At 62.6% G+C, this 19890-nt stretch carries 16 protein-coding genes and 1 tRNA gene; 8 read left to right on the forward strand and 9 right to left on the reverse strand.

The genetic code is table 11. The features are described 5' to 3' along the window. Positions 1 to 226: 226 nt before the first annotated feature. The gene (locus JI744_RS18215; RefSeq protein ID WP_202662603.1) at positions 227 to 841 is read right to left on the reverse strand and encodes a response regulator transcription factor; all 615 of its coding nucleotides are present in this window, start codon (positions 839 to 841) and stop codon (positions 227 to 229) included. Positions 842 to 1214: 373 nt separating this feature from the next. Here JI744_RS18215 and JI744_RS18220 point away from each other — a divergent pair, with 373 nt between their 5' ends. Next, positions 1215 to 1760: a molybdopterin-dependent oxidoreductase gene (locus JI744_RS18220; RefSeq protein ID WP_202662604.1), complete on the forward strand. Its 546-nt coding sequence runs from the start codon at positions 1215 to 1217 to the stop codon at positions 1758 to 1760. Positions 1761 to 1868: 108 nt separating this feature from the next. Then, positions 1869 to 4487, forward strand: a complete 2619-nt coding sequence (locus JI744_RS18225; protein ID WP_202662605.1) for a PAS domain-containing hybrid sensor histidine kinase/response regulator — start codon at positions 1869 to 1871, stop codon at positions 4485 to 4487. 18 nt (positions 4488 to 4505) lie between these two features. On the opposite strand, the gene JI744_RS18230 is transcribed toward JI744_RS18225, so the two are convergent. The 4 genes from JI744_RS18230 to JI744_RS18245 form a co-directional block, all read right to left on the reverse strand. After that, positions 4506 to 6062, reverse strand: a complete 1557-nt coding sequence (locus tag JI744_RS18230; protein ID WP_202662606.1) for a D-aminopeptidase — start codon at positions 6060 to 6062, stop codon at positions 4506 to 4508. Further along, positions 6046 to 7155, reverse strand: a complete 1110-nt coding sequence (gene modC / locus JI744_RS18235; RefSeq protein WP_202662607.1) for a molybdenum ABC transporter ATP-binding protein — start codon at positions 7153 to 7155, stop codon at positions 6046 to 6048. The genes JI744_RS18230 and modC overlap by 17 nt, the downstream gene beginning before the upstream one ends. Continuing rightward, entirely contained in the window at positions 7148 to 7864 is a 717-nt protein-coding gene (modB, locus tag JI744_RS18240) for a molybdate ABC transporter permease subunit (RefSeq protein WP_202662608.1), read from the reverse strand. Before modB ends, modC begins: the two co-directional genes overlap by 8 nt. A 112-nt stretch (positions 7865 to 7976) precedes the next feature. After that, entirely contained in the window at positions 7977 to 8573 is a 597-nt protein-coding gene (locus tag JI744_RS18245) for a TetR/AcrR family transcriptional regulator (protein WP_202662609.1), read from the reverse strand. A gap of 146 nt (positions 8574 to 8719) precedes the next feature. On the opposite strand from JI744_RS18245, the gene tgt reads away from it, so the two are divergent. The 5 genes from tgt to JI744_RS18270 all read left to right on the forward strand — a co-directional run bounded on the left by tgt (position 8720) and on the right by JI744_RS18270 (position 14887). Next, entirely contained in the window at positions 8720 to 9847 is a 1128-nt protein-coding gene (tgt, locus tag JI744_RS18250; RefSeq protein ID WP_202662610.1) for a tRNA guanosine(34) transglycosylase Tgt, read from the forward strand. Between the two features lie 194 nt (positions 9848 to 10041). Next, complete coding sequence (gene lon, locus JI744_RS18255; RefSeq protein ID WP_202662611.1) at positions 10042 to 12450, forward strand: endopeptidase La; 2409 nt, start codon at positions 10042 to 10044, stop codon at positions 12448 to 12450. 140 nt (positions 12451 to 12590) lie between these two features. Beyond that, positions 12591 to 13142: an HU family DNA-binding protein gene (locus JI744_RS18260; protein ID WP_202662612.1), complete on the forward strand. Its 552-nt coding sequence runs from the start codon at positions 12591 to 12593 to the stop codon at positions 13140 to 13142. A 12-nt stretch (positions 13143 to 13154) separates the two neighbouring features. Further along, positions 13155 to 13229 (forward strand) — tRNA-Val (locus JI744_RS18265). A gap of 89 nt (positions 13230 to 13318) precedes the next feature. Next, positions 13319 to 14887, forward strand: a complete 1569-nt coding sequence (locus JI744_RS18270; protein ID WP_328757567.1) for a DUF6538 domain-containing protein — start codon at positions 13319 to 13321, stop codon at positions 14885 to 14887. Positions 14888 to 15058: 171 nt separating this feature from the next. Here the strand turns inward: JI744_RS18270 and JI744_RS18275 are convergent, their stop codons facing one another. From JI744_RS18275 to arsA, 4 genes are all read right to left on the reverse strand, one after another. After that, the gene (locus JI744_RS18275) at positions 15059 to 15196 is read right to left on the reverse strand and encodes a hypothetical protein (protein WP_236019543.1); all 138 of its coding nucleotides are present in this window, start codon (positions 15194 to 15196) and stop codon (positions 15059 to 15061) included. 50 nt (positions 15197 to 15246) lie between these two features. Then, a complete protein-coding gene (locus JI744_RS18280; protein ID WP_202662614.1) occupies positions 15247 to 15645 on the reverse strand; it encodes a helix-turn-helix domain-containing protein in 399 nt (132 codons plus the stop codon). Positions 15646 to 15864: 219 nt separating this feature from the next. After that, a complete protein-coding gene (locus JI744_RS18285) occupies positions 15865 to 16923 on the reverse strand; it encodes a nucleotidyltransferase family protein (RefSeq protein WP_202662615.1) in 1059 nt (352 codons plus the stop codon). Between the two features lie 256 nt (positions 16924 to 17179). After that, complete coding sequence (gene arsA, locus JI744_RS18290; RefSeq protein ID WP_202662616.1) at positions 17180 to 18925, reverse strand: arsenical pump-driving ATPase; 1746 nt, start codon at positions 18923 to 18925, stop codon at positions 17180 to 17182. Between the two features lie 302 nt (positions 18926 to 19227). On the opposite strand from arsA, the gene JI744_RS18295 reads away from it, so the two are divergent. Further along, the gene (locus tag JI744_RS18295; protein WP_202662617.1) at positions 19228 to 19713 is read left to right on the forward strand and encodes an HNH endonuclease; all 486 of its coding nucleotides are present in this window, start codon (positions 19228 to 19230) and stop codon (positions 19711 to 19713) included. The last annotated feature ends 177 nt before the right edge of the window (positions 19714 to 19890 follow it).

Below are 19890 nucleotides of genomic sequence, written 5' to 3' on the forward strand. Positions count from 1 at the left end.
CGGGACCTGTCCGTTAGAGACGTTTCCGCCAGAACACCAAGAGGCCAGCGCCCGCCGGGGGCGGGTTGGGCGCTGGCCGGGCCTTTGAGCCCCGGCGGTGCAAATTGCACTTTCACCGCGTGGCGAAGGCAATGGCCGTCGCCAGATCGGGCTGGGGTGTATCTTTTTGCCCCTGCCGATTCCTGTCCCGCTTGCGGCGGGGGGCCGGGCACTGCGTTGTTGTCGCCTAAAACAACCCCGCCTCTTTGGCGATCATTGCGGCCTGTGTCCGGTTCTGCGCCCCGATCTTGCGATACAGCGTCTTCATATGCAGCTTGACCGTCGGTTCGCTGATGCCCAGATCGCGGGCGATTTCCTTGTTTGACTTGCCTTCGATCAGGCCGCCCAGCACCTCGCGCTCTCGGCGCGAAAGGCGCTGGGCGAGGGGATGGGCCGGTTCGTCGGCGCCAGAGCGCAGGAAGCCCAGCGGTACATATTGCTCTCCCATCGCCATGAACTGCACGGCATTGGCCAGCGATTTGGCGCTGAGGGTCTTGGGCAGATACCCCGCCGCTCCTGCCGCAAGCGCCTGTTCCGCCAGCTCCGGCGAGCCGGTGCCCGAGATCAGCGCAACCCTCTGGCCGCCATTCATCGCCATGACCTGACGCAAGCTGTTCAGCCCGTTCATGCCGGGCATCATCATATCCAGCAGAACCAGATCGAACTGCGGCTGACTCTCGATGGCGGCGACGGCTGCAGGCAGGCTGCCCACAGCCTCGGCCACAATCCCGCTTTCGGTTTGCAGGAACAGCACGATGGTGTCGCGCACAAGGTCATGATCGTCGGCGATCAAGATCCGCATGAATTGGCTTCCACTACCACAAGGGCAATCCGTCGGCAGGTAATTCAGCCGGGGTTCGACCCCATAGTTACAATGTTCAACGCTAACACAGAACCCCGGTCCTGAGATTTCTGATGCCTGTCTGGCATAAAATTAAAATATTAATATTATCAATATGTTATTTGTCAAGGCTGGCATAAGGAATCTCATTTGGCCAGAGAAATTTCGTCCCGACGTTGTGGTCAGAGGCCATGATTGCCCTATCCGAAGGGATAGCGAGCCTATGCACAAGTTCTTGCCCAAGCGGCGCGCCGGGGTGCTAGATTGCCGCAAAAGATGATCAGGCGCCGGATCTGTGGGCAGGTCCGGCCTTTTTAGGTGTGCGGGTACTGTGATGCCAAATCTTCGTTACGCCCTTTGTCGTGCAGCGCTTTTGCTTGGCTGCGTGTGCGCCGTTGCCGGGCCGTTGCGGGCAGAGGGTCCCGCGGTTGCGCAGGTGGCCGTATCGGAGCCGAGCGGCCCGGTATTGCTGACGCTGATGGGCCATGTGGATGGCAAGTCAGAGGCCACCAGTATGGCCTTTGATCAGGCGATGCTGGCGGCCCTGCCGCAAAAGACCATCACCACAACCACGATCTGGACCGACGGCCCACAAGAATTTACCGGGGTGCCGCTGGCCGCTTTGCTGAATGCCGCGCACATGCAGGGCAAGATGCTGGAGGCCACAGCCGCCAATGATTATGCCGTGGAAATCCCGGTCGAGGAATGGCCCGATAACGGGCCCATCATCGCCTATGCCCGCAACGGCAAGCCCATGACAATCCGCGACAAGGGGCCATTGTGGATTGTCTATCCCTATGACGCCGACCCTGCCTATCGCAGCGAGGTCATCTATGCCCGCAGCATTTGGCAACTGGACCGGATCGAGGTTCAGCCTTAAGCCTTGGTCCCTGACCTTGGATGCCCTGGGGGCGGCGTGACGCTGGATTCGGCCACAACAGTACAGACATCGGCGGACCGTGGCTTGGCGGACTCGGGGTGGCGGGGCATGTTGCGGCGTGCCAGGGCGGCTATCCTGTTTTTTGTGCTGTCGGGGCTGTTCGGCCTGATGGGGATGATGAGCGTTGATGTGCTGGACCAGTTGCACGCCCTGCGCACGGCGGCCTCTGACAACCTGCAATGGTCGCTGGCCCAAGTTGATACCGAATTCCTGCGCTTTCGCCTAGAGATCAGCAATACCCGTCTTACGGCAGAACGCACCGGTCCCGAAACTGCCGACTATGCCGAATTGCGCAAGCGGTATGACATCTTTTTCAGCCGGATCGACACGTTTCGCGCCACAACCACCTATTCCTGGCTGCAGGAAAGGACCGATTTCGTAACCGATTTCACAATCGCAACGAAAGAATTGCAACAGATCGGCGTCATCATGGGGCAGTCCGATCAGGCCTTGGCGGGTCAGCTTGACGGGTTGCAGCAACAGGCAGATGCGCTTGGCCCAACGGTACGGCGGCTGTCGCTGACGGGGCTGGCCGAATTTGCCCGCCATTCGGACGAAAGCCGTCACGAGATCACCAGTACACTGGCACGGCTGGCGGTGACGGCGGCAGGTATGTTCGTGACCGTCTCATTGCTGGCGGTGACGCTGCTGCGGCTTTACCGCCTGTCGGAACGGCGCGGGCAGGAACAGACGCGCACCGCAGCCCGCATGCAGACCGTGATCGAAACCAGTCTGGACGGCATCATCGTCTGCGACAGCGATGCCCGTGTGGTGGATTTCAGCCCCGCCGCCGAGGCTATCTTTGGCTATTCCGCTGAAGAGGCGCGCGGTCAGGATATGCGCGGTCTGATCCTGCCCCCCTCTGACAGCGCCCGCAGCGGCCCCGGCAATGCCAAATTGGAAGATGTGCTGCACGGCAGGGCAGCGGATACGCCGGGCCGCATCTATCTGAACGGGGCAGACCGCCTTGGCCGGGTGTTTCCCGCCGAAGTTTCTGTGCGCAAGATTCAGGGCCAGCAGGGCCAGATTTTCGTGTTGTTCATCCGCGACATTTCCCAGTTGAAACAGGCCGAGGAGCGCCTGAAGGCCGCCCATGATCAGGCCGTCGCCGGCGAGCAGGCGAGGGCAGATTTCGTCGCGGTGATGTCACATGAAATGCGCACGCCGCTGAACGGCCTGCTGGGAACCATGTCCTTGCTGAAGGATACCCGCCTTGATGCCCGGCAGCGGCGCTATGTCGATACCATGGAAGTGTCGGGGGGCTTGTTGAGCGGGCTGGTCAATGACGTGCTGGACCTGTCCAAGCTGGAGGCAGGGATGATGCGGCTGAACCTGCGGCCCTTTGATCTCTGCCGCGTGTTGCAGGATGTGGTGGAAAGCCAGACGCATCTGGCGCGCGCCAATGGCAACACCCTGGCTTGGGCCTGGGATGGTCCGGCTCTGCCGGGCACCATCGGCGATGCGGCCAAGATCCGGCAGGTGCTTCTGAATTTTGTCAATAACGCCACGAAATTCACCCGGAACGGCGAAATCAGGCTGGAGGTCGAGGCGCTGGGCAATCCGGCCCCCCGCCGCGAGGTGGAGTTTCGGGTGATCGACAGCGGCACTGGCATTGCCGCGGCCGATCTTGAGCGGATTTTCGATGATTTCGAAATGCTCGACAGCTCTTATGGCCGTCAGGGCGGCACCGGACTGGGGTTGGCGATTTCGCGGCGGCTGGTGACGCTGATGGGGGGCAGCATTGGGGTGGAAAGCGAGCCTGGCGCGGGCAGCCTGTTCTGGATGCGTCTGCCGCTGGAGGTGGCAGAGGCCACCTCCGCCGAAAGCGGGCTGACGGGCCTTACCGCCGCCTCACCGGCCCGAATGCCCGCCGAGCAGCGGCTACAGGTTCTGATCGTCGAGGATAACGAGATCAATCGCACCATCTTGCGCGAAATGGTAGAGGCCGAGGGTCATGACGTGACCGAGGCCGCTGATGGTCACGAGGGGGTGCTGCTGGCCAACGGGCGGGCGTTTGACATCATCCTGATGGATGTCTCGATGCCGGTAATGGACGGGCAGGCGGCGACGCGCGCCATCCGCGCAGGTGATGGCCCCTCGCGTGGCACTCCGATTGTCGGCGTCACCGCCCATGCCTTGCCCGAAGAGCTGGCCGCCTTTCGCGCTGCCGGCATGACCGAGGTGCTGAAAAAGCCAATTGACCGACCACAACTGATCGCCATGTTGGGCCGGACCTTCAATCGGGATTTGCACCTTCGCATCGGTGCGGCGACTGACCGGGCGGCTATGGCACCTGTGCCGGTGCTGGATACCGCACGCTTGGCTGATCTGGTCGGGGGTGGGGTCACGGCGCCGCTGCGCGACCTGCTGGGCCGGTTTCTGGATCAGTTGCAAGAGGTTAGACAAGGCCTTGTCGCGAATGGCAACAACATGCCCCAGCCCGACGCGGACCGCCAACAATTGCAGGCGCTGCACCGCTGTGCCGGGGCGGCGGCCACCTTTGGCGCGATGGCGCTGCACGCCCGGCTGGAGGCGATTGAATCCGCCGCAACGCGCGGTGACCGCAGCCTGCTTGCCGCCGCCCCGCACGACCTGCCGCCGCTGCTGGACACAACCGCCGCTGCGGTACGCACCTGGCTGGACCATCAGCGCGGCGATATGCGCTGACCGTACCGCCTGATCTGTTCAGGCCAGCTTGCGATAGCCGATATTGCGCGCCAGCCAGCAGCCGATGGTCAGGCCGGAAATTCCGCCGCCGACGTCCCGGTGGATCTGCACTGTCCAGTCCCCCGGCGGGGCCGCATCCATTGCGCGGCGGGTCGGCATGATCCAGATATCGCGGGCGACAGGATACATCCGCTCCATCGGGCCTGATCCCAGCAGGCCCTGAAACCCGGCAAAGGCCACGCCATCCTGTGCCGCGATGGTCATTTCGGCCTGCAATTCGTCCGACCAGTAGCGCCCGGCGATCTGGCCGCCATCGGCCCAGTCCCGCGAAGCAAGCGGGCTGGCGGTGACGGTCAGGTTTTCGGTTTCACGCTGCATCTGCAACCCGTCCGGCCCTTGCCGCAGGGTCAGACCGGGTGCCACGGCGCTGCCATCTGCCGCCATGGTCAGGCGGGCGGGCGTGGTGCCATAGCGCAGGGTCACCCCAGTTGCGTCCTGCGTGGTGCGGGCGATCAGGCCGTTCGCGCTGTCCAGCCACAGCCCGTCCCAGCCCTGTGGCGGCAGGGCAGGCGCGGCTTGCACCCAAAGCGCGGTTTCCAAAAGCCAGGTCGCGGCGGCATGGGCATTGGCCTCGTGGTTGAACATCACCACGACCGACAGGCGCTCACTGGCGACATGCTGACGGTTGGCGCGAAAGCCGCGCAACGCGCCGCCGTGGCCGGTGACGCGGTGGGGGCCAACCCGGTCCTGCCGCAGGCCATTGGCATAAAAGGCCGGGCTGCCATCGCCCCAGGTTGCCGGGGCCGACAGGCGGCTATAAAGGCCCGACGCATCGCCCCGCGTGGTGTCGATAAAGGTTTCCCACGCCAGCATATCGGTCAGGCTGGCCGAAATCCCGGCATCGCCCATCCACCAGATGCCATTCTGGGCGGGTAGAAAGCCCATCTCGTCATTGCCTTCATAGCCCACAACCCCATCCAGCGGGTAACGGGTGTCCGAGGCTTGCACGGCGCTGGCCATACCTGCCGGGGCCAGAATGCGGTCGGCGAGCGCCTCCTCATAGGGCCGGTCGGTGGCGCGCTGGATCAGTTCGGCCAGAATACGGAAATTGCCGTTGGAATAGGAATAGGCCGTGCCGGGTGCGAAATGGCCGGTTTTCTGCCGCGCCAGCAGCGGCAGGGCATCCTCGCGTCGAACTTCGGCCTCGGGTACAGCGCCTTGCAACACGGTCAGCGCCCAGTAATCGCGCAAGCCAGACTGGTTGTCGGCCAGATCCTTTACACTTGGCAGCGCATCGCGGTAGGCGGGCAGAAAGTCGCGCACCTGTTCGTTCAACGTGGCAGGGTCGGCAATCTGGTCCAGCAGCAGCGCGCAGGTGAACTGTTTGGAGATTGAACAGATCGGCAGCCGCGTTGCCGCCGTCATCGCCTGACGGCGCGTCAGATCGGCGTATCCCCAGACGCGGGTGGCATGAATGCGCCCTTGATGCACCACACCCACCGCGCCGCCCGGCCCCTTGTAGCGCAGGGGCAAAAGATCCAGCGCCCGGTCTAGGGCCTTAAGGTTCAGCGTCATGGGGGGCCTGCGGTGTCGGGGAAAAGATGTCGGATTGCGCCACGGCCACCGATTTCACGATGGCGAAAACCTGCGCGCCGGGTTCAAGGGCCAGCGCCTCTGCCGAGCGCCGGGTCAGCCGCACCAACAGATGTTCGCCCCCCAGCGCCAGTTGCACCAGCGCGCCGGGGCCACCCCCCAGCCGCAAGGCGCTGACCGTGGCGGGCAGGATGTTCAGCGCCGAAAGCCCCTGCGGGGCCTGCCGTGACAGGATGACATCTTGCGCGGCGATGCGAATGCGCAGCGCGCTGCCAAGCGGCGCATGAACCTGCGGCAGCCACAGCGGCCCGGCAGCCGTTTCCAGCCGCGACAGGCCATCCGCCTCCTGCGCGACAAGGCGCGCAGACAGGATCGACCCGGCATCGCGCAAGCCAAGTTGCGGCGCGTGGGCCGGATCGGACAGCAGGTCTTGCGCCGGGCCATGGGCGATGGTGACGCCGTTTTCCACCACGACAAGCGTGGTGGCCAGCCGCGCCACCTCGGTCAGCGCATGGGTCACATAAAGGACCGGCGGCCCGCCCGCATCGCGCAGCCGCTCGATATAGGGCAGGATCTCGGCCTTGCGCGCCTCGTCCAGTGCCGCAAGGGGTTCGTCCATCAGCAGGATTTCTGGGCCCGCCAGCAAGGCCCGCCCCAGCGCGACCCGCTGCTTTTCGCCCCCCGACAGCGCGGCAGGGCGGCGGGCCAGCAGCGGGCCGATGCCCAGCATCTCAACGATAGCAGCAAAATCTGGCGTGATGGCGCGGGTGAACCAGCGGCCATAGGTCAGGTTCTGCCGCACGGTCAGATGCGGGAAAAGCCGCGCTTCCTGAAACACATAGGGCGCGCGGCGCAGGTGCGGCGGCAGGTTCAGCCGCACGGCGCTGTCAAACAGCCTGCGGCCCTGAACCGCGATGCGGCCCTGATCGGGGGCCAGCAGGCCTGCCACCGCATTGACGATGGTGGTCTTGCCCGACCCAGAGCGCCCGAACAGCACGGTGATGCCGGGCGGGGCGTTGAAACAGACATCCAGCGCCAGACCGGGAAAGGCGTGGCGAAAGGTGACCTCAAGCATCGCGGCCCCCGATGCGCCCACCGATGCGGGCAGCGACCCTCTGCGCCAGCCATTCCGACAGCGCCAACGCCCCCAGCGCCACCGCCACTGAAACCACCACCAGCCGCAAGGCCGAAGCATCGCCCCCCGGCACCTGAAGGAAGGCATAGATGGCCGAGGGCAGGGTCTGCGTCTGCCCCGGAATCGCGGCGACGAAGGTAATGGTGGCTCCGAACTCTCCCATCGCCTTGGCAAAGCACAGGATGGCCCCGGCGATCAGGCCGGGCAGGATCAGCGGCAGGGTCACGGTCAGGAACACCCAAGGCGGTGGCGCGCCAAGGGTTCCGGCGGCCTGTTCCAGTTTGGGGTCCACCGCCTCGAACGCAAGGCGGATGGCGCGGACCATCAGGGGAAAGGCCATGACCGCAGCGGCCAGCACCGCGCCCGTCCAGCGAAAGGCCAAAACGATGCCGAACCAGCTTTCCAGCCACGCCCCCACCGGCCCCTTGCGGCCAAAGGTCAACAGCAGCAGATAGCCCGTCACCACCGGCGGCAGGATCAACGGCAGATGGACCAGCCCGTTCAGCAGCCCATGCCCCCAGAACCGCCGCCGTGCCAAGGCCCAGGCGGTCAGGATGCCGAAAGGCAGGCTGATCACCGTGGCCCAGAACGCCACTTTCAGCGACAGGGCCAGCGCCTGCCATTCCTGGGGCGACAGCAGATCAGGCACAAAAAACCTGTTTTCTGCCAATGATCTGCAAGGGTTTCTGGATGTTCAGCATGAACGGTCGCCGCGCTTTATGTTTCATCAAACATATCCGCGCCAGCGGCCAAGGCAACGCCTAACCCAGCCGCAGCTTGGCAAACATCACGCATGCCCCGATGGCAGAGCGCACCGCCTCGACATCGCCGCGCCGGGCGTAATCCAGCCAAAGCCCGTCCATCGTGGCCATGATCAGGTCGGCCACCTGCGCGATCCGCTCTGATTTCCAGCTATCGCACATCCGTGCAAGCAGCTCTTCTACGCGGGCGCGCAAGGTGGCGTTCACATCTTGCTCGGTCTGGGCAAGGGCCGGGTTGCCCTGTGCGGCGGCCCAGAGATCAATGCGGACCCGCAATTGGGCCGGGGTCAGCGCCTCGGGTGAGAAGATGCCGCGCAGGAATGCCTCCAGCCGCTCTGGATGCGTCGCGCCGGGCAGGGAAATGCGGGCTTCGGCCTGATCCTGCATCTGGGTCGCGGCAAGCTGATAGGCGGCGGCCAGAATCTGGTCCATGCCGGTGAAATTGTAGGTCAGATGACCCAGGGAAAGCCCAGCCTCTGCCGCCACCCGCCGGGCGGTCAGGCCCGCATGTCCATGTTTTTCAAGGCTGCGCAACGCGGCCCCGGCAATCTCGCGCCGCCGCGCCTCGGTGCCGCGTTGGGGGGTGGTTTCGTCCATGACTGCCCGGTGCCTGCTTTTTTGTACGACAGAACAAATCATGCGGCGCGCGCGCTGCCAAGCCCCCTTGACCCCATCGTGGCCCAATTCCCCTTGGCAAACCGCCGCACCAAAGGCAAAAGGGCCACCTTCGGGAAGGGCACAGCATGGGCAAGTTCGGCTTTACGGTTCAGGCGACCGACGGCAAGGCACGGAAGGGTGTGATTTCGACGCCACGGGGCGAAATTCGCACCCCCGCCTTCATGCCGGTGGGCACGGCGGCGACGGTCAAGGCGATGATGCCCGAAAGCGTGCGTGCGACCGGGGCCGACATCCTTTTGGGCAACACCTATCACCTGATGCTGCGCCCGACGGCAGAACGGATCGACCGGTTGGGCGGCCTGCACAAGTTCATGAACTGGGACCGCCCGATCCTGACCGATTCCGGCGGGTTTCAGGTGATGAGCCTGACCGATCTGCGCAAGCTGACCGAAGAGGGCGTTACCTTCCGCAGCCATATCGACGGATCAAAGCACAAGCTGACCCCCGAACGGAGCATGGAGATCCAGCGCCTGTTGGGCAGCGACATCGTGATGTGCTTTGACGAATGCCCCGCGCTGCCCGCCGATGAGGCGACGCTGGCCAAGTCGATGCGCCTGTCGATGCGTTGGGCACAGCGCAGCCGCGATGCCTTTGGCGACCGGCCCGGCCATGCGCTGTTCGGCATCATGCAGGGCGGCGACAATCGGGCGCTGCGCGAGGAATCGGCGACCGCGTTGAAAGATATCGGGTTTGACGGATATGCCGTCGGCGGGCTGGCGGTGGGCGAAGGGCAGGAGATCATGTTCAATGTCCTCGACTATGCCCCCGGATTTTTGCCCGAAGACAAGCCGCGTTACCTCATGGGCGTCGGCAAGCCCGATGACATCGTGGGCGCGGTGGAGCGTGGCATTGATATGATGGACTGCGTGCTGCCCAGCCGCTCTGGCCGCACCGGGCAGGCCTGGACGCGCCGGGGCCAGGTGAACATCAAGAACGCCCGCCACATGGACGACCCGCGCCCGCTGGATGAGGCTTGCACCTGCCCGGCCTGCCGCAACTATTCCCGCGCCTATCTGCACCATGTGATGAAATCGCAGGAAATCATCTGCTCGATGCTGCTGACCTGGCACAACCTGCATTATTTTCAGGAGCTGATGCAGGGCCTGCGCGATGCGATCGGGGCGGGCCGCCTGTCGGCCTTCGTCGCCGATTTTCACGCCCAGCGTGCGATGGGCGATATTGCGCCCCTGTAAGACCGCTGCAACACCGGCCGAACGCCAACAATTCGCCCGGATTGTCGCTTGCTGTAACGGGCATGTAACGGCATGATCGGCTGTCCAATGGTTGACACCTCTGGGACTGCCCCCCAGATATACCGATACGAGGGGAGGGCCCAAGTGCTGCCGATTACCGGGGCCGGGCGCTCCTGCCACTAAGGAAACGCGATATGACGGACACCCTTTCCACGAGCTTCCCGGTTCTGCCTTTGCGGGACATCGTGGTTTTCCCCCACATGATCGTTCCCTTGTTCGTTGGCCGCGAAAAGTCGGTCAAGGCGCTGGAAGAGGTTATGGCGGATGACAAGCAGATCCTGCTGTCGTCGCAGATCGACCCGACGGTCGATGACCCCGCGACCGATGGCATCTACCGCACCGGGGTTCTGGCCAATGTGCTGCAACTCTTGAAGCTGCCCGATGGCACCGTAAAGGTGCTGGTCGAGGGCAAGTTGCGGGTCAAGATCACCGAATTCATCGACAACCCTGCCTTCTTCGAGGCGCGGGCCGAAGTGCTGAGCGAAACGCCCGGCGATCAGGCCTCGGTCGAGGCGCTGTTGCGCACAGTGGGCGACGAGTTCGAACGCTATGCCAAGATCAAGAAGAACATCCCCGAAGAGGCGCTGTCGGCCGTGGCCGAAACCCGCGAACCGGCGCGGCTGGCCGATCTGGTCGCTGGGCATCTGGGCATCGACGTCGGGCTGAAGCAGGAAGTGCTGGAAACTCTAGATGTGGCCGAACGGCTGGAGAAGGTTTACGGCCACATGCAGGGCGAAATGTCGGTCCTGCAGGTGGAGAAGAAGATCAAGTCCCGCGTCAAGACCCAGATGGAGAAGACGCAGCGCGAGTATTATCTGAATGAGCAGATGAAGGCCATTCAGAAGGAACTGGGCGACGGCGACGAAGGCCAGAACGAGGTCAAGGAGCTGGAAGAGCGGATCAAGAAGACCGCCCTGTCCAAAGAGGCGCGCGAGAAGGCCGAGGCCGAGCTGAAAAAGCTGAAGTCGATGAGCCCGATGAGCGCCGAGGCGACCGTTGTGCGCAACTATCTTGACTGGCTGCTGGGCGTGCCGTGGGGCGCCAAGAGCCGGGTCAAGAAAGACCTGGAAGGCGCGCAGAAGATCCTTGATGCCGATCACTACGGTCTGGAAAAGGTCAAGGAACGCATCGTCGAATATCTGGCGGTGCAGGCCCGTTCGGCCAAGCTGAAAGGCCCGATCCTGTGCCTTGTCGGCCCTCCGGGTGTTGGCAAAACCTCGCTGGGGCGGTCGGTGGCCAAGGCCACGGGGCGCGAATTCATCCGCATTTCGCTGGGCGGCGTGCGCGACGAATCCGAGATTCGCGGCCACCGTCGGACCTATATCGGCTCGATGCCCGGCAAGATCATCCAGTCGCTGAAAAAGGCGAAAACGACCAACCCGCTGATCCTGCTGGATGAAATCGACAAGATGGGGCAGGATTTCCGCGGCGACCCGGCAAGTGCGCTGCTGGAGGTGCTGGACCCCGAACAAAACAGCACCTTCGTGGACCATTATCTGGAGGTGGAATACGATCTGTCCAACGTGATGTTCATCACCACGGCCAACAGCTATACCATGCCGGGGCCTTTGCTGGACCGGATGGAGATCATTTCGCTGGCCGGCTATACCGAGGATGAAAAGCGCGAGATCGCCAAAGGCCACCTGCTGCAAAAGCAGATCGCCGCGAACGGTCTGAAAAAAGGCGAATTCGCCATTTCGGACGAGGCGCTGACCCATGTGATCCGCTATTACACGCGGGAAGCCGGGGTGCGGAACCTTGAGCGCGAGATTGCCAAGCTGGCGCGCAAGGCCGTGACCGATATTCTGAAGAAGAAAACCAAGGCGGTGTCGGTCGATCCCGCCAAGGCCGAGGAATATCTGGGCGTGCAGCGGCATCGCTTTGGTCTGGCCGAAAAGGAAGATCAGGTTGGCGTGGTCACGGGTCTGGCCTGGACGAGCGTTGGCGGCGATCTGCTGCAGATCGAAGCGCTGAAGCTGCCGGGCAAGGGCCGGATGAAGACCACCGGCAAGCTGGGCGATGTGATGAAGGAATCCATCGAAGCGGCGTCCAGCTATGTGCGGTCGATTTCGCCCCAGATCGGGGTGAAACCGCCCAAGTTCGAGACGGTGGATATTCACGTCCACGTTCCCGATGGGGCCACCCCGAAAGACGGGCCTTCGGCCGGTCTGGCGATGGTGACCTCGATCGTTTCGGTCCTGACGGGAATTCCGGTCAGGAAAGACATTGCGATGACGGGCGAGGTGTCCTTGCGCGGCAATGCGATGGCGATTGGCGGCTTGAAGGAAAAGCTGCTGGCGGCGCTGCGGGGCGGCATCAAGACCGTGTTCATTCCCGAAGAGAATGAAAAGGATCTGGCCGACATCCCCGAGAACGTGAAGTCGGGGCTGACCATCATCCCCGTCACCCATGTGCGCGAGGTTCTGGCACAGGCGTTGGTGCGTCAGCCGGTTGCGGTGGAGTGGGACGAGGCGGCAGAAGAGGCCGCAGCAGCAGCCCGTCAGGCCGCAGCGCAAGCCTCGGCTGGGGCCACGGCACACTGATTGGTCAAGGAAAAGCAGACGGGCGCGCGGGGCAACCTGCGCGCCCGTTTTCGTTTCTTATCCATGGATAGTTCCTTGAATGCAGTGGATTTGTTCTGCTGCCCGCAATAAGCTGCCGCCAAACCAGCCGGAGATTGGCCATGACCGCGCCCGCAGACAAGAAACCCGCCGCACCCAAGGCCCCGCGCAGCCGCACGGCCACCGCCAAACCGGCAGAGGCGAAGGTTGCGGCCAAGGCGCCGCGCGCGGCCAAGGCTGCCGCAAAGGCCGTCGCCAAGCCGGCGGCAGCCAAGCCAGCGGCAGCCAAGGCCGCAACGCCCAGGGTGGCCAAGCCAAAGCCCACAGCGCCCGCACCCGCCGTGCCGGTGCTGGAGGTGGTGACAGAGGCGGTCGAGGATGCCGCCGCTGTCGCCGTGACTCGGCTGAAGGAACTGGTGGCCAAGGTTGCCGAGGTAACGGACACCAAGAAAGCCAAGGTGCGCGCGGTGGTCGAGGCCTTTCTGACCGAGGTTGGCAGCCATCTGGAAAAGGGCGACGCCCTGCACCTGCCCGGCCTTGGCCGGATGCACGTCGCCAAGACACGGCCCCAGGGCACCGGCAGCATGATGCAAGTCAAGCTGAAGCGGGCAGGGGCAAAACCGGCGAAAAATACCGGCGCGGAACCTCTTGCAGAGGATGGGGAAGACAGCTAATAACCCCGCCACGGGCGATTAGCTCAGCGGTAGAGCGCTTCGTTCACATCGAAGATGTCAGGGGTTCAAATCCCTTATCGCCCACCATCATATCCCCAGCAAAATAAAGAAATGCCTTGTTTTGCTGGGGCTATTCCGTTTTGCTGTTACAAACACTGTTACAAAACAGGTCTGGAATGGCTGGCGCACAACGATACCTTTTGAACCGCGATGGCAGATTTTTCGCCCGGCTGGTGGTGCCGAAAGACCTTCGAGCCGCTGTCGGTAAGTCGGAACTGCGGGCACCTCTTGGACCAGATCGCAGGACCGCTATGAAGCTGTTGCCCGGAGCGGTCGCGCAGCTTCAACACCAGATTGCGCAAGCTGAACGGAAGGCCGCACCCGCGAAAACCACATCAGCCCCGGCCCGTTACCCTCTCGCCCCGGCCCAGATCGCACTTTCCCACTACCAACAGCGTATCGCCTTTGATGACGAACTGCGGAACGATGTGCGGCATTCCTACGGGTTTGTGGACGAGGCGCTTGTGCAGCGTTTGCGCGATGCAATGGCGGGCCGTCTGACGGATGCCGAGCTTGGTGCGCTGATCGGGGCGCGGGTGGAGCGCTTTCGCGCGGCTGGCAACCTGACTGCCGAACCAGGTTCGGACGAATGGCGGCAGATCGCGCGCGCCTTGTGCGTGGCCGAATATGAAGCCCTATCTCGTGTCGCTGAACGCGACGAAGGAGACTTTACCGGCAAGCCTGAACACCCTCTGCTGGTGAACGCCAAGCTGCCCGAGGCCGAGCCTGATCCGGTGAGTCTTTCGAAACTATGGGATGACTACATAAAGGCCCGCACCACGGCGGGTTTCATGAAGGACAGCGGAAAGCGTATGCGCCCGGTCGTCGCCAGCCTGCGGAAGTTCCTGGGGCACAATGACGCGCGAAACGTCACCAAGAAGAACCTTCTTGATTGGCGCGACCAGCTACTTGACGAACTTTCCGCAAAGACCGTTTCAGATATATATCTGTCGGCTGTCCGGTCGCTGTTCCTATGGGCGCACGATAACGAGCGCCTGCCTGAAAACCCGGCGGCCACGGTGAAGCAGGCCAAACCCAAGAAACAGCGCGCCCGCGAAGCAGGTTACACAGATGCCGAGGCGGTCAATATCTTGAAGGCTTCGCGATCCTATCAACCGAAATCTGATCCGGGCGGGCGTGTCCGCGAAACGCCAGAGTCAATAAATGCAAAGCGGTGGGTTCCGATCCTGTGCGCGTTCACTGGCGCGCGCGTTTCCGAGATCACACAGTTGCGAAAAGAAGATGTGCGTAAGGAAGGCGACCGCTGGATAATTCGCATTACGCCCGATGCGGGCACCATGAAGGCCGGGCATTACCGCGATGTTCCTCTGCACCGGCAAATAGTCGAGGAAGGGTTCATTCGGTTTGTGGAGCAGTCTGACGCTGGGCCGATGTTCCATAACGGCAAAGACTCTGCCAAATTTGCGGCGAAGGCTGTCCGCATGACAAACCAAGTTGGAACCTGGCTGCAAGAGTGCGGTCTTGTTCCGGCGGGTATGCAGCCCAATTATGCCTGGCGGCACCGCTTCAAGACCCAAGCACGCGATCTGGGCGCGGATATTCGAATTGTGGATGGAATACAGGGGCACGCCGGACGCACCGCTTCTGATGGGTATGGCGATGTGAGCATTACCGCGAAGTCTCGGGTTATCGACTCACTCCCGGACTATGATCTAACGCCATAACGCGGCGATTCATTAGCCGGTGGGTTCATCTTGCTGGGGTTTGTCCCGGCAGTGGGTTTGCGAGTTGCGCGTAGTTATCATGTTGAGCGCCGTCCGATCAGTCGCGCATTTGTTCTCACAGCACTCGAAGTTTGCGAGTGGGTCAGAAGCATTAGCTCCCACGGGAAACGGCTAGCTTTCCTCGCCGCCGCCCCATCCCGCGTCCAGGAGTTTCGTCAACGCCTCAACGCGGGACAAGGTGATCCGAGGATCGCGGCCGCCGGAGATGACGCGGATCATCTCAATCCACGCCTTCTCGTTCTCGGTCAACTGGTGCCACGGTCCCGCTGGTCCAGCCGGCACGACGAGTTTCCCTTCACTCATTTGCGGAAGATCCCCCTCAGCGCCGTCCGAGACCGCGCGGTCAGGCGTGGGTCGGTATTGCCGGACGCGTCACGGATTTCGTCGAGCCAGCCCTGTTCGTTCTCGCTGACGGGCGAGCCGAAGATCTCGGTGATCGCCCGCGCTGCGGTCGCGCCCACCGCCTGATCCAGCGCCAGACGCATCAGAACCGCGGGGTCGGCTTCCAGCGCTTTGGCGAGCGCAGGGATGCGATCAAGGGGGATCTTGGTCTTTCCGGTTTTGAGAAACGTGACCATGTTCGGATTCACGAAACCCGCTTCGGTGGCGATCTCGGCCTGGGTCTTGGTGTGGCTCAGGTCGCGGATGCGGTCAGCGATGAAGATGGTCGCATGGCTGTTCTCGTAGGGGTTAGTCATTTTGGTCTCGTCTGTGGTTGGTTACAGACTGAACTTAGCGACCAGCGCTGAGAGCGTCGGGTGGGAGTTGAAGTTCTGCGAAAGGGACCAGCGAAGTCCTAGGAAAAATCGCGTCTGACGGTGGGGGTGCATTCTGCGCCAGCCGGTCGGGGGCGCCTCAATCCTCCGGGTTGGTGAGTCGCTGCTTGCGCGATCAGCACAGCACGCTCCATGCACCGATCAGGACCGATCCTCTGTCAAAGCGATCAGACGATCACCGAGACCGTGTGCGAGTTGCCCTGCCGCCTGCATGAGCTTCTCCTCCCACTTCGGCCCCCGACGCAGGGCTTCATTCCAGACCTCCTGAAGTTCATGACGCCGGTCTTCAAGAAGCACCTCGATCATCGTCTGCGCCTGCACCAGATCCTTCCGCGCCTTCGTTTGCGACTGCGCGGTGCCGATCCGCATTCTGGACACGATCAGCTTGTGAACGGCATATCGCTCGGGCGCGGGGATGTTGACCGGCACTCCGATCCCATGCAGCACCACGGCGTTGATCTCGCCATAGATCAGGAAATCGAGGTAGCGCAGTAGCTGCGCATCACCCTGCATCGCCTTCAGGCTCGTTGTCGAACCGCGGTCAGGCCCGCGCAACGGGCAAAGCAGATCGACGGCGAACAGCTCCTGTCCGCCGACACGGATCGCATAGCGCAGCGCCTTCGTGCCATCAAAGGGGGAGGGGATCGGTTCGAACCGTGGGTCCACGCTCTTCAGTTGCGCCAGAATCCCACCGTCGATTTCATCACCGACCGAGATCGAGACCGAGTGGAACTGCGCAAGATCCAGGTCGCCGGTCTGACCGGCGGTATTCTCGAACCTGACGCCCATCATGGGGCCATAGGCCTGAAAGGCGACGGTGCCGACGACCACAGCCCGCAACCGGAAGACACCAGCCTCGGACAAGGCTGAGAGGATATTGCCACTGACAGGGTCCGGGCCAGGGATGCGCGCCTGTCGCAGGGCGCGCACCATATCCAGCCGATCTTTGCGAACCGCCTTCAGGTCAAGGTGCTGGCTGACGCGTTTCTGTATTTCGTCGCTATCCGGCCCGAGATAAAGATCCTTGCTGCGCTGCCCGGCCACCATCGGCATCTTGAGATACCAGTAGTCGCGCCCCTTCAGCGTCCGCTTGTAAGGTGACCCGCCAGCCTGGATCAGCTCGCCATAGGAACCTGACCAGCTGCGGTCCACAAGATCGGCATAGAGGGTCTGCAACGAGACCGGCAGTCGCTGGATCATCGTGTCAGCCTCCCTTCAGGTTACAGACAAATTATTAGATTGTCGGTATCCAAGTCAAGCTGGCAGATACGCAGCTTCATGGTTTTCGGCGCTCATCAGGCTACCGGTTTTGGTCGGCGTCAACGGTCTGAACCTCGCGGCGTTTCTCGCCTTTGCGGGTGAAGAGATCGAAGGGCCTCCGACCGAAGCCGAAGCCGTCACGCAGTGGTGCCTTGCCAGGGTCGCAGAACCGGCGGCTTGCTCCGTCTGAAACCATTCAGCTCAGATCTGAGAGACGCGCGACCCCGACAGGCGGTTCCGGGCAGAACGGCAGAAGGTAAAGCCGACGCGCCAGCCCGCTTCGGATGCGCGTGATTTGCGCGACCTCAGACGCGACCCGCTTTTGCAAAAGCGGATCAGTTGTGCCCGTGCGCGCCATCGCCCGGTTGACGACCCAGGCCCAAGGCTCGATCTTGGCCCGCCGCAGGTCATCCTGAAGGCTTGCCGCTTCGGAGACCGGAGTGGTTTCCGGCAAGGCCACAAGGACGACCCGCGTATAGTCGGGGTCCTGTAACCGCATCAAAGGCGTGACGATACGCCCCTGCACGGTGCCCATGTCCTGCGTCATCTGGCGGTGATAGGCTCCTGTCGCATCCAGCAGCAAAAGCGTATGGCCTGTCGGCGCCGTATCCACCACGACAAAGGCGCTACGGGCTTCAGCAACGATCCGCGAAAAGGCATGGAACACCGCCACCTCCTCGGTGCAGGGCGAAGCCAGGTCTTCCAGCATCAGGGCGCGGTCGGCCGCATCCAGATCACGCCCTTTGGTGGCCATGACCTTTTCGACATAGCGAGAGGTTTCCGCCACGGGGTCGATACGGTCCACGGTCAGACCAGACAGGATGCCATCCACCACCAAGGCAACATGCGCGGCGGGATCGGTTGTTGTCAGATACACCTGATGCCCGCGCTTGACCAAGCCCACGGCGATGGCGGCGGCCACGGTTGTCTTGCCCACCCCGCCCTTGCCCATCACCATGACCAGACCGCGACCGGCTTGCGCCAGTTCGTCTACCATTTCGGCAAGCCCGGCCTCATCGATACCTGGCGGAACCACCGCCACATGGCCGGCCGTCTCCTCGGGCCTAAACAATGCGCGTAGGGCTGGCAGCCCTACCATATCAAAGGATCGTAGCGGAACCTCGCTCCGGGGTAGAGCCGCAAGGTTCTGTGGCAGATGTGCCAGAACAGTGGCGTGATCGCGGGCCAGACCCTCTGCGACAGCATCCCTTTGCCCGCTCGCATGGAACACGCCGTTGACCACCAGGCGCTGATTGCCAAGCCCCAACGCGCGCAACTCGTCCGAGGTTCGCGCCGCCTCTTGCACCGCCCCACGGTCGGCGCGGGTTACCAGCACGATCGAACTGCGCTTCGGGTCGGCCAGGGCCTTCAGCGCAGCCTGGAACCGCGCCTCCTGCATCTTCAACCCCGAGTGTGGACCAAGACAGGAAGCACCACGGTCGTTGCCCTGCAAAAACCCCGTCCACGCACGAGGCAGGCTCAGTAAACGCAGGGTATGGCCGGTCGGGGCGGTGTCGAAGATGATGTGATCGTATTCCGGCGCATCCCCGGCCAGCAGCCCGACAAATTCGTCGAAAGCCGCAATCTCGATCGTGCAGGCGCCGGAAAGTTGCTCGCGCACAGTGGTTATTTCCACTTCGGAAACATCGGCTCCCAACTGGTCGATGACCCGTGCACGATAGTCTTCTGCCGCCTTGTCGGGGTCGATGTTCATGGCGAACAGATTCACGGCGCCGGGAATGGCCTTCGGCTGATCGGAAAGCCTGGCGCCCAACATCTCGTCAAGGTTCGAGGCCGGATCGGTGCTGACCAGAAGCACGCGTTTGCCTGTATCCGCCAAACCCAACGCCACGGCACAACTGAGCGAGGTCTTGCCCACGCCGCCCTTTCCCGTGAAGAACAGGAAATGCGTCGGATCTTCAAAAAGAGACGCGGTATCCATCAGAAGTCATCCCTAAACACAAGACGATCATGCCGCGTCTTGGGGCCGCGATCCATGACATGGGTCAAAAGTCTGGACCCAGCTGCTATTGAGCGCAACGCCGGTATTTGAAATCGATCGTTCGAAGAACTGGCTTCAGCGGCTGCTCTGGGCTGGCTGTGTTGCTCAGCAACATGCGACCCCGCACACATGAATCGCACCTGACACTCAGTTGGTCACCTCGACCAGAAATTTTCCATCCCATGCGACGATCCATGGATGGCACCTTAACTATCAGGATAACGTCCTGATGGAGATCGACGATGCTGACCCAACAGCGCCTGCACCAGGTGCTCGACTACGACCCTGACACCGGGGTATTCACCTTTGTCAAAGGAAGCCGCAAAGGCCGGATCGCTGGCACCCGGCATGACGACAGAGGGTTCCTCAAGGTCTCCATCGACAACCGCTATCACTTGCTTCACCGGCTGGCCTGGCTGTGGATGTCAGGCACCATGGCCCGCAGCAACGTCAAGCACATCAACGGCGATCGCAGCGACAACCGCTGGAAGAACCTGCGTGAGGCCGGCCGCAGCCAGAAAGAACAACACTGCCCGCCCAGAACTGAACCGACTGCGACGCGCGGGGTGTGGAAGATCGGCGATGCCTACGAGGCGATGGTGCTTTTGGACGAGGCCGTCATCAACCTCGGCAGGTTCGAGACCGAGGAACTGGCCGCGGCCGCGATCAAATCCGTTTACGCAAGGGCGCGGAAACGCATTGATGAACAGCGTCGTCAGGCCGCGTGACCATGTTGACAGGGTGAGCAAGCGCAACATGTCGGGCCGAAAATCTGTCCACACGTCAACAAAGCGCAACATATTCCCGCTGAAACGCAACACTTCCGGTTGCTTCGTGGACGGATTTGGTTGCTTCGGGCGATGAAATGTTGCGCTTCGGACGATGAAAATCCCTTGTTTTGTTGA

It is taken from the genome of Fuscibacter oryzae (assembly GCF_016765795.1).
Taxonomy (GTDB): domain Bacteria; phylum Pseudomonadota; class Alphaproteobacteria; order Rhodobacterales; family Rhodobacteraceae; genus Fuscibacter; species Fuscibacter oryzae.

What these genes read in the sequence shown, in the direction of transcription:
- JI744_RS18215 (WP_202662603.1), bottom strand. Translation starts at nt 841, where the DNA reads ATGCGGATCTTGATCGCCGACGATCATGACCTTGTGCGCGACACCATC.
- JI744_RS18220 (WP_202662604.1), top strand. Translation starts at nt 1,215, where the DNA reads ATGCCAAATCTTCGTTACGCCCTTTGTCGTGCAGCGCTTTTGCTTGGC.
- JI744_RS18225 (WP_202662605.1), top strand. Translation starts at nt 1,869, where the DNA reads ATGTTGCGGCGTGCCAGGGCGGCTATCCTGTTTTTTGTGCTGTCGGGG.
- JI744_RS18230 (WP_202662606.1), bottom strand. Translation starts at nt 6,062, where the DNA reads ATGACGCTGAACCTTAAGGCCCTAGACCGGGCGCTGGATCTTTTGCCC.
- modC (WP_202662607.1), bottom strand. Translation starts at nt 7,155, where the DNA reads ATGCTTGAGGTCACCTTTCGCCACGCCTTTCCCGGTCTGGCGCTGGAT.
- JI744_RS18245 (WP_202662609.1), bottom strand. Translation starts at nt 8,573, where the DNA reads ATGGACGAAACCACCCCCCAACGCGGCACCGAGGCGCGGCGGCGCGAG.
- tgt (WP_202662610.1), top strand. Translation starts at nt 8,720, where the DNA reads ATGGGCAAGTTCGGCTTTACGGTTCAGGCGACCGACGGCAAGGCACGG.
- lon (WP_202662611.1), top strand. Translation starts at nt 10,042, where the DNA reads ATGACGGACACCCTTTCCACGAGCTTCCCGGTTCTGCCTTTGCGGGAC.
- JI744_RS18260 (WP_202662612.1), top strand. Translation starts at nt 12,591, where the DNA reads ATGACCGCGCCCGCAGACAAGAAACCCGCCGCACCCAAGGCCCCGCGC.
- JI744_RS18270 (WP_328757567.1), top strand. Translation starts at nt 13,319, where the DNA reads ATGGCTGGCGCACAACGATACCTTTTGAACCGCGATGGCAGATTTTTC.
- JI744_RS18280 (WP_202662614.1), bottom strand. Translation starts at nt 15,645, where the DNA reads ATGACTAACCCCTACGAGAACAGCCATGCGACCATCTTCATCGCTGAC.
- JI744_RS18285 (WP_202662615.1), bottom strand. Translation starts at nt 16,923, where the DNA reads ATGATCCAGCGACTGCCGGTCTCGTTGCAGACCCTCTATGCCGATCTT.
- arsA (WP_202662616.1), bottom strand. Translation starts at nt 18,925, where the DNA reads ATGGATACCGCGTCTCTTTTTGAAGATCCGACGCATTTCCTGTTCTTC.
- JI744_RS18295 (WP_202662617.1), top strand. Translation starts at nt 19,228, where the DNA reads ATGCTGACCCAACAGCGCCTGCACCAGGTGCTCGACTACGACCCTGAC.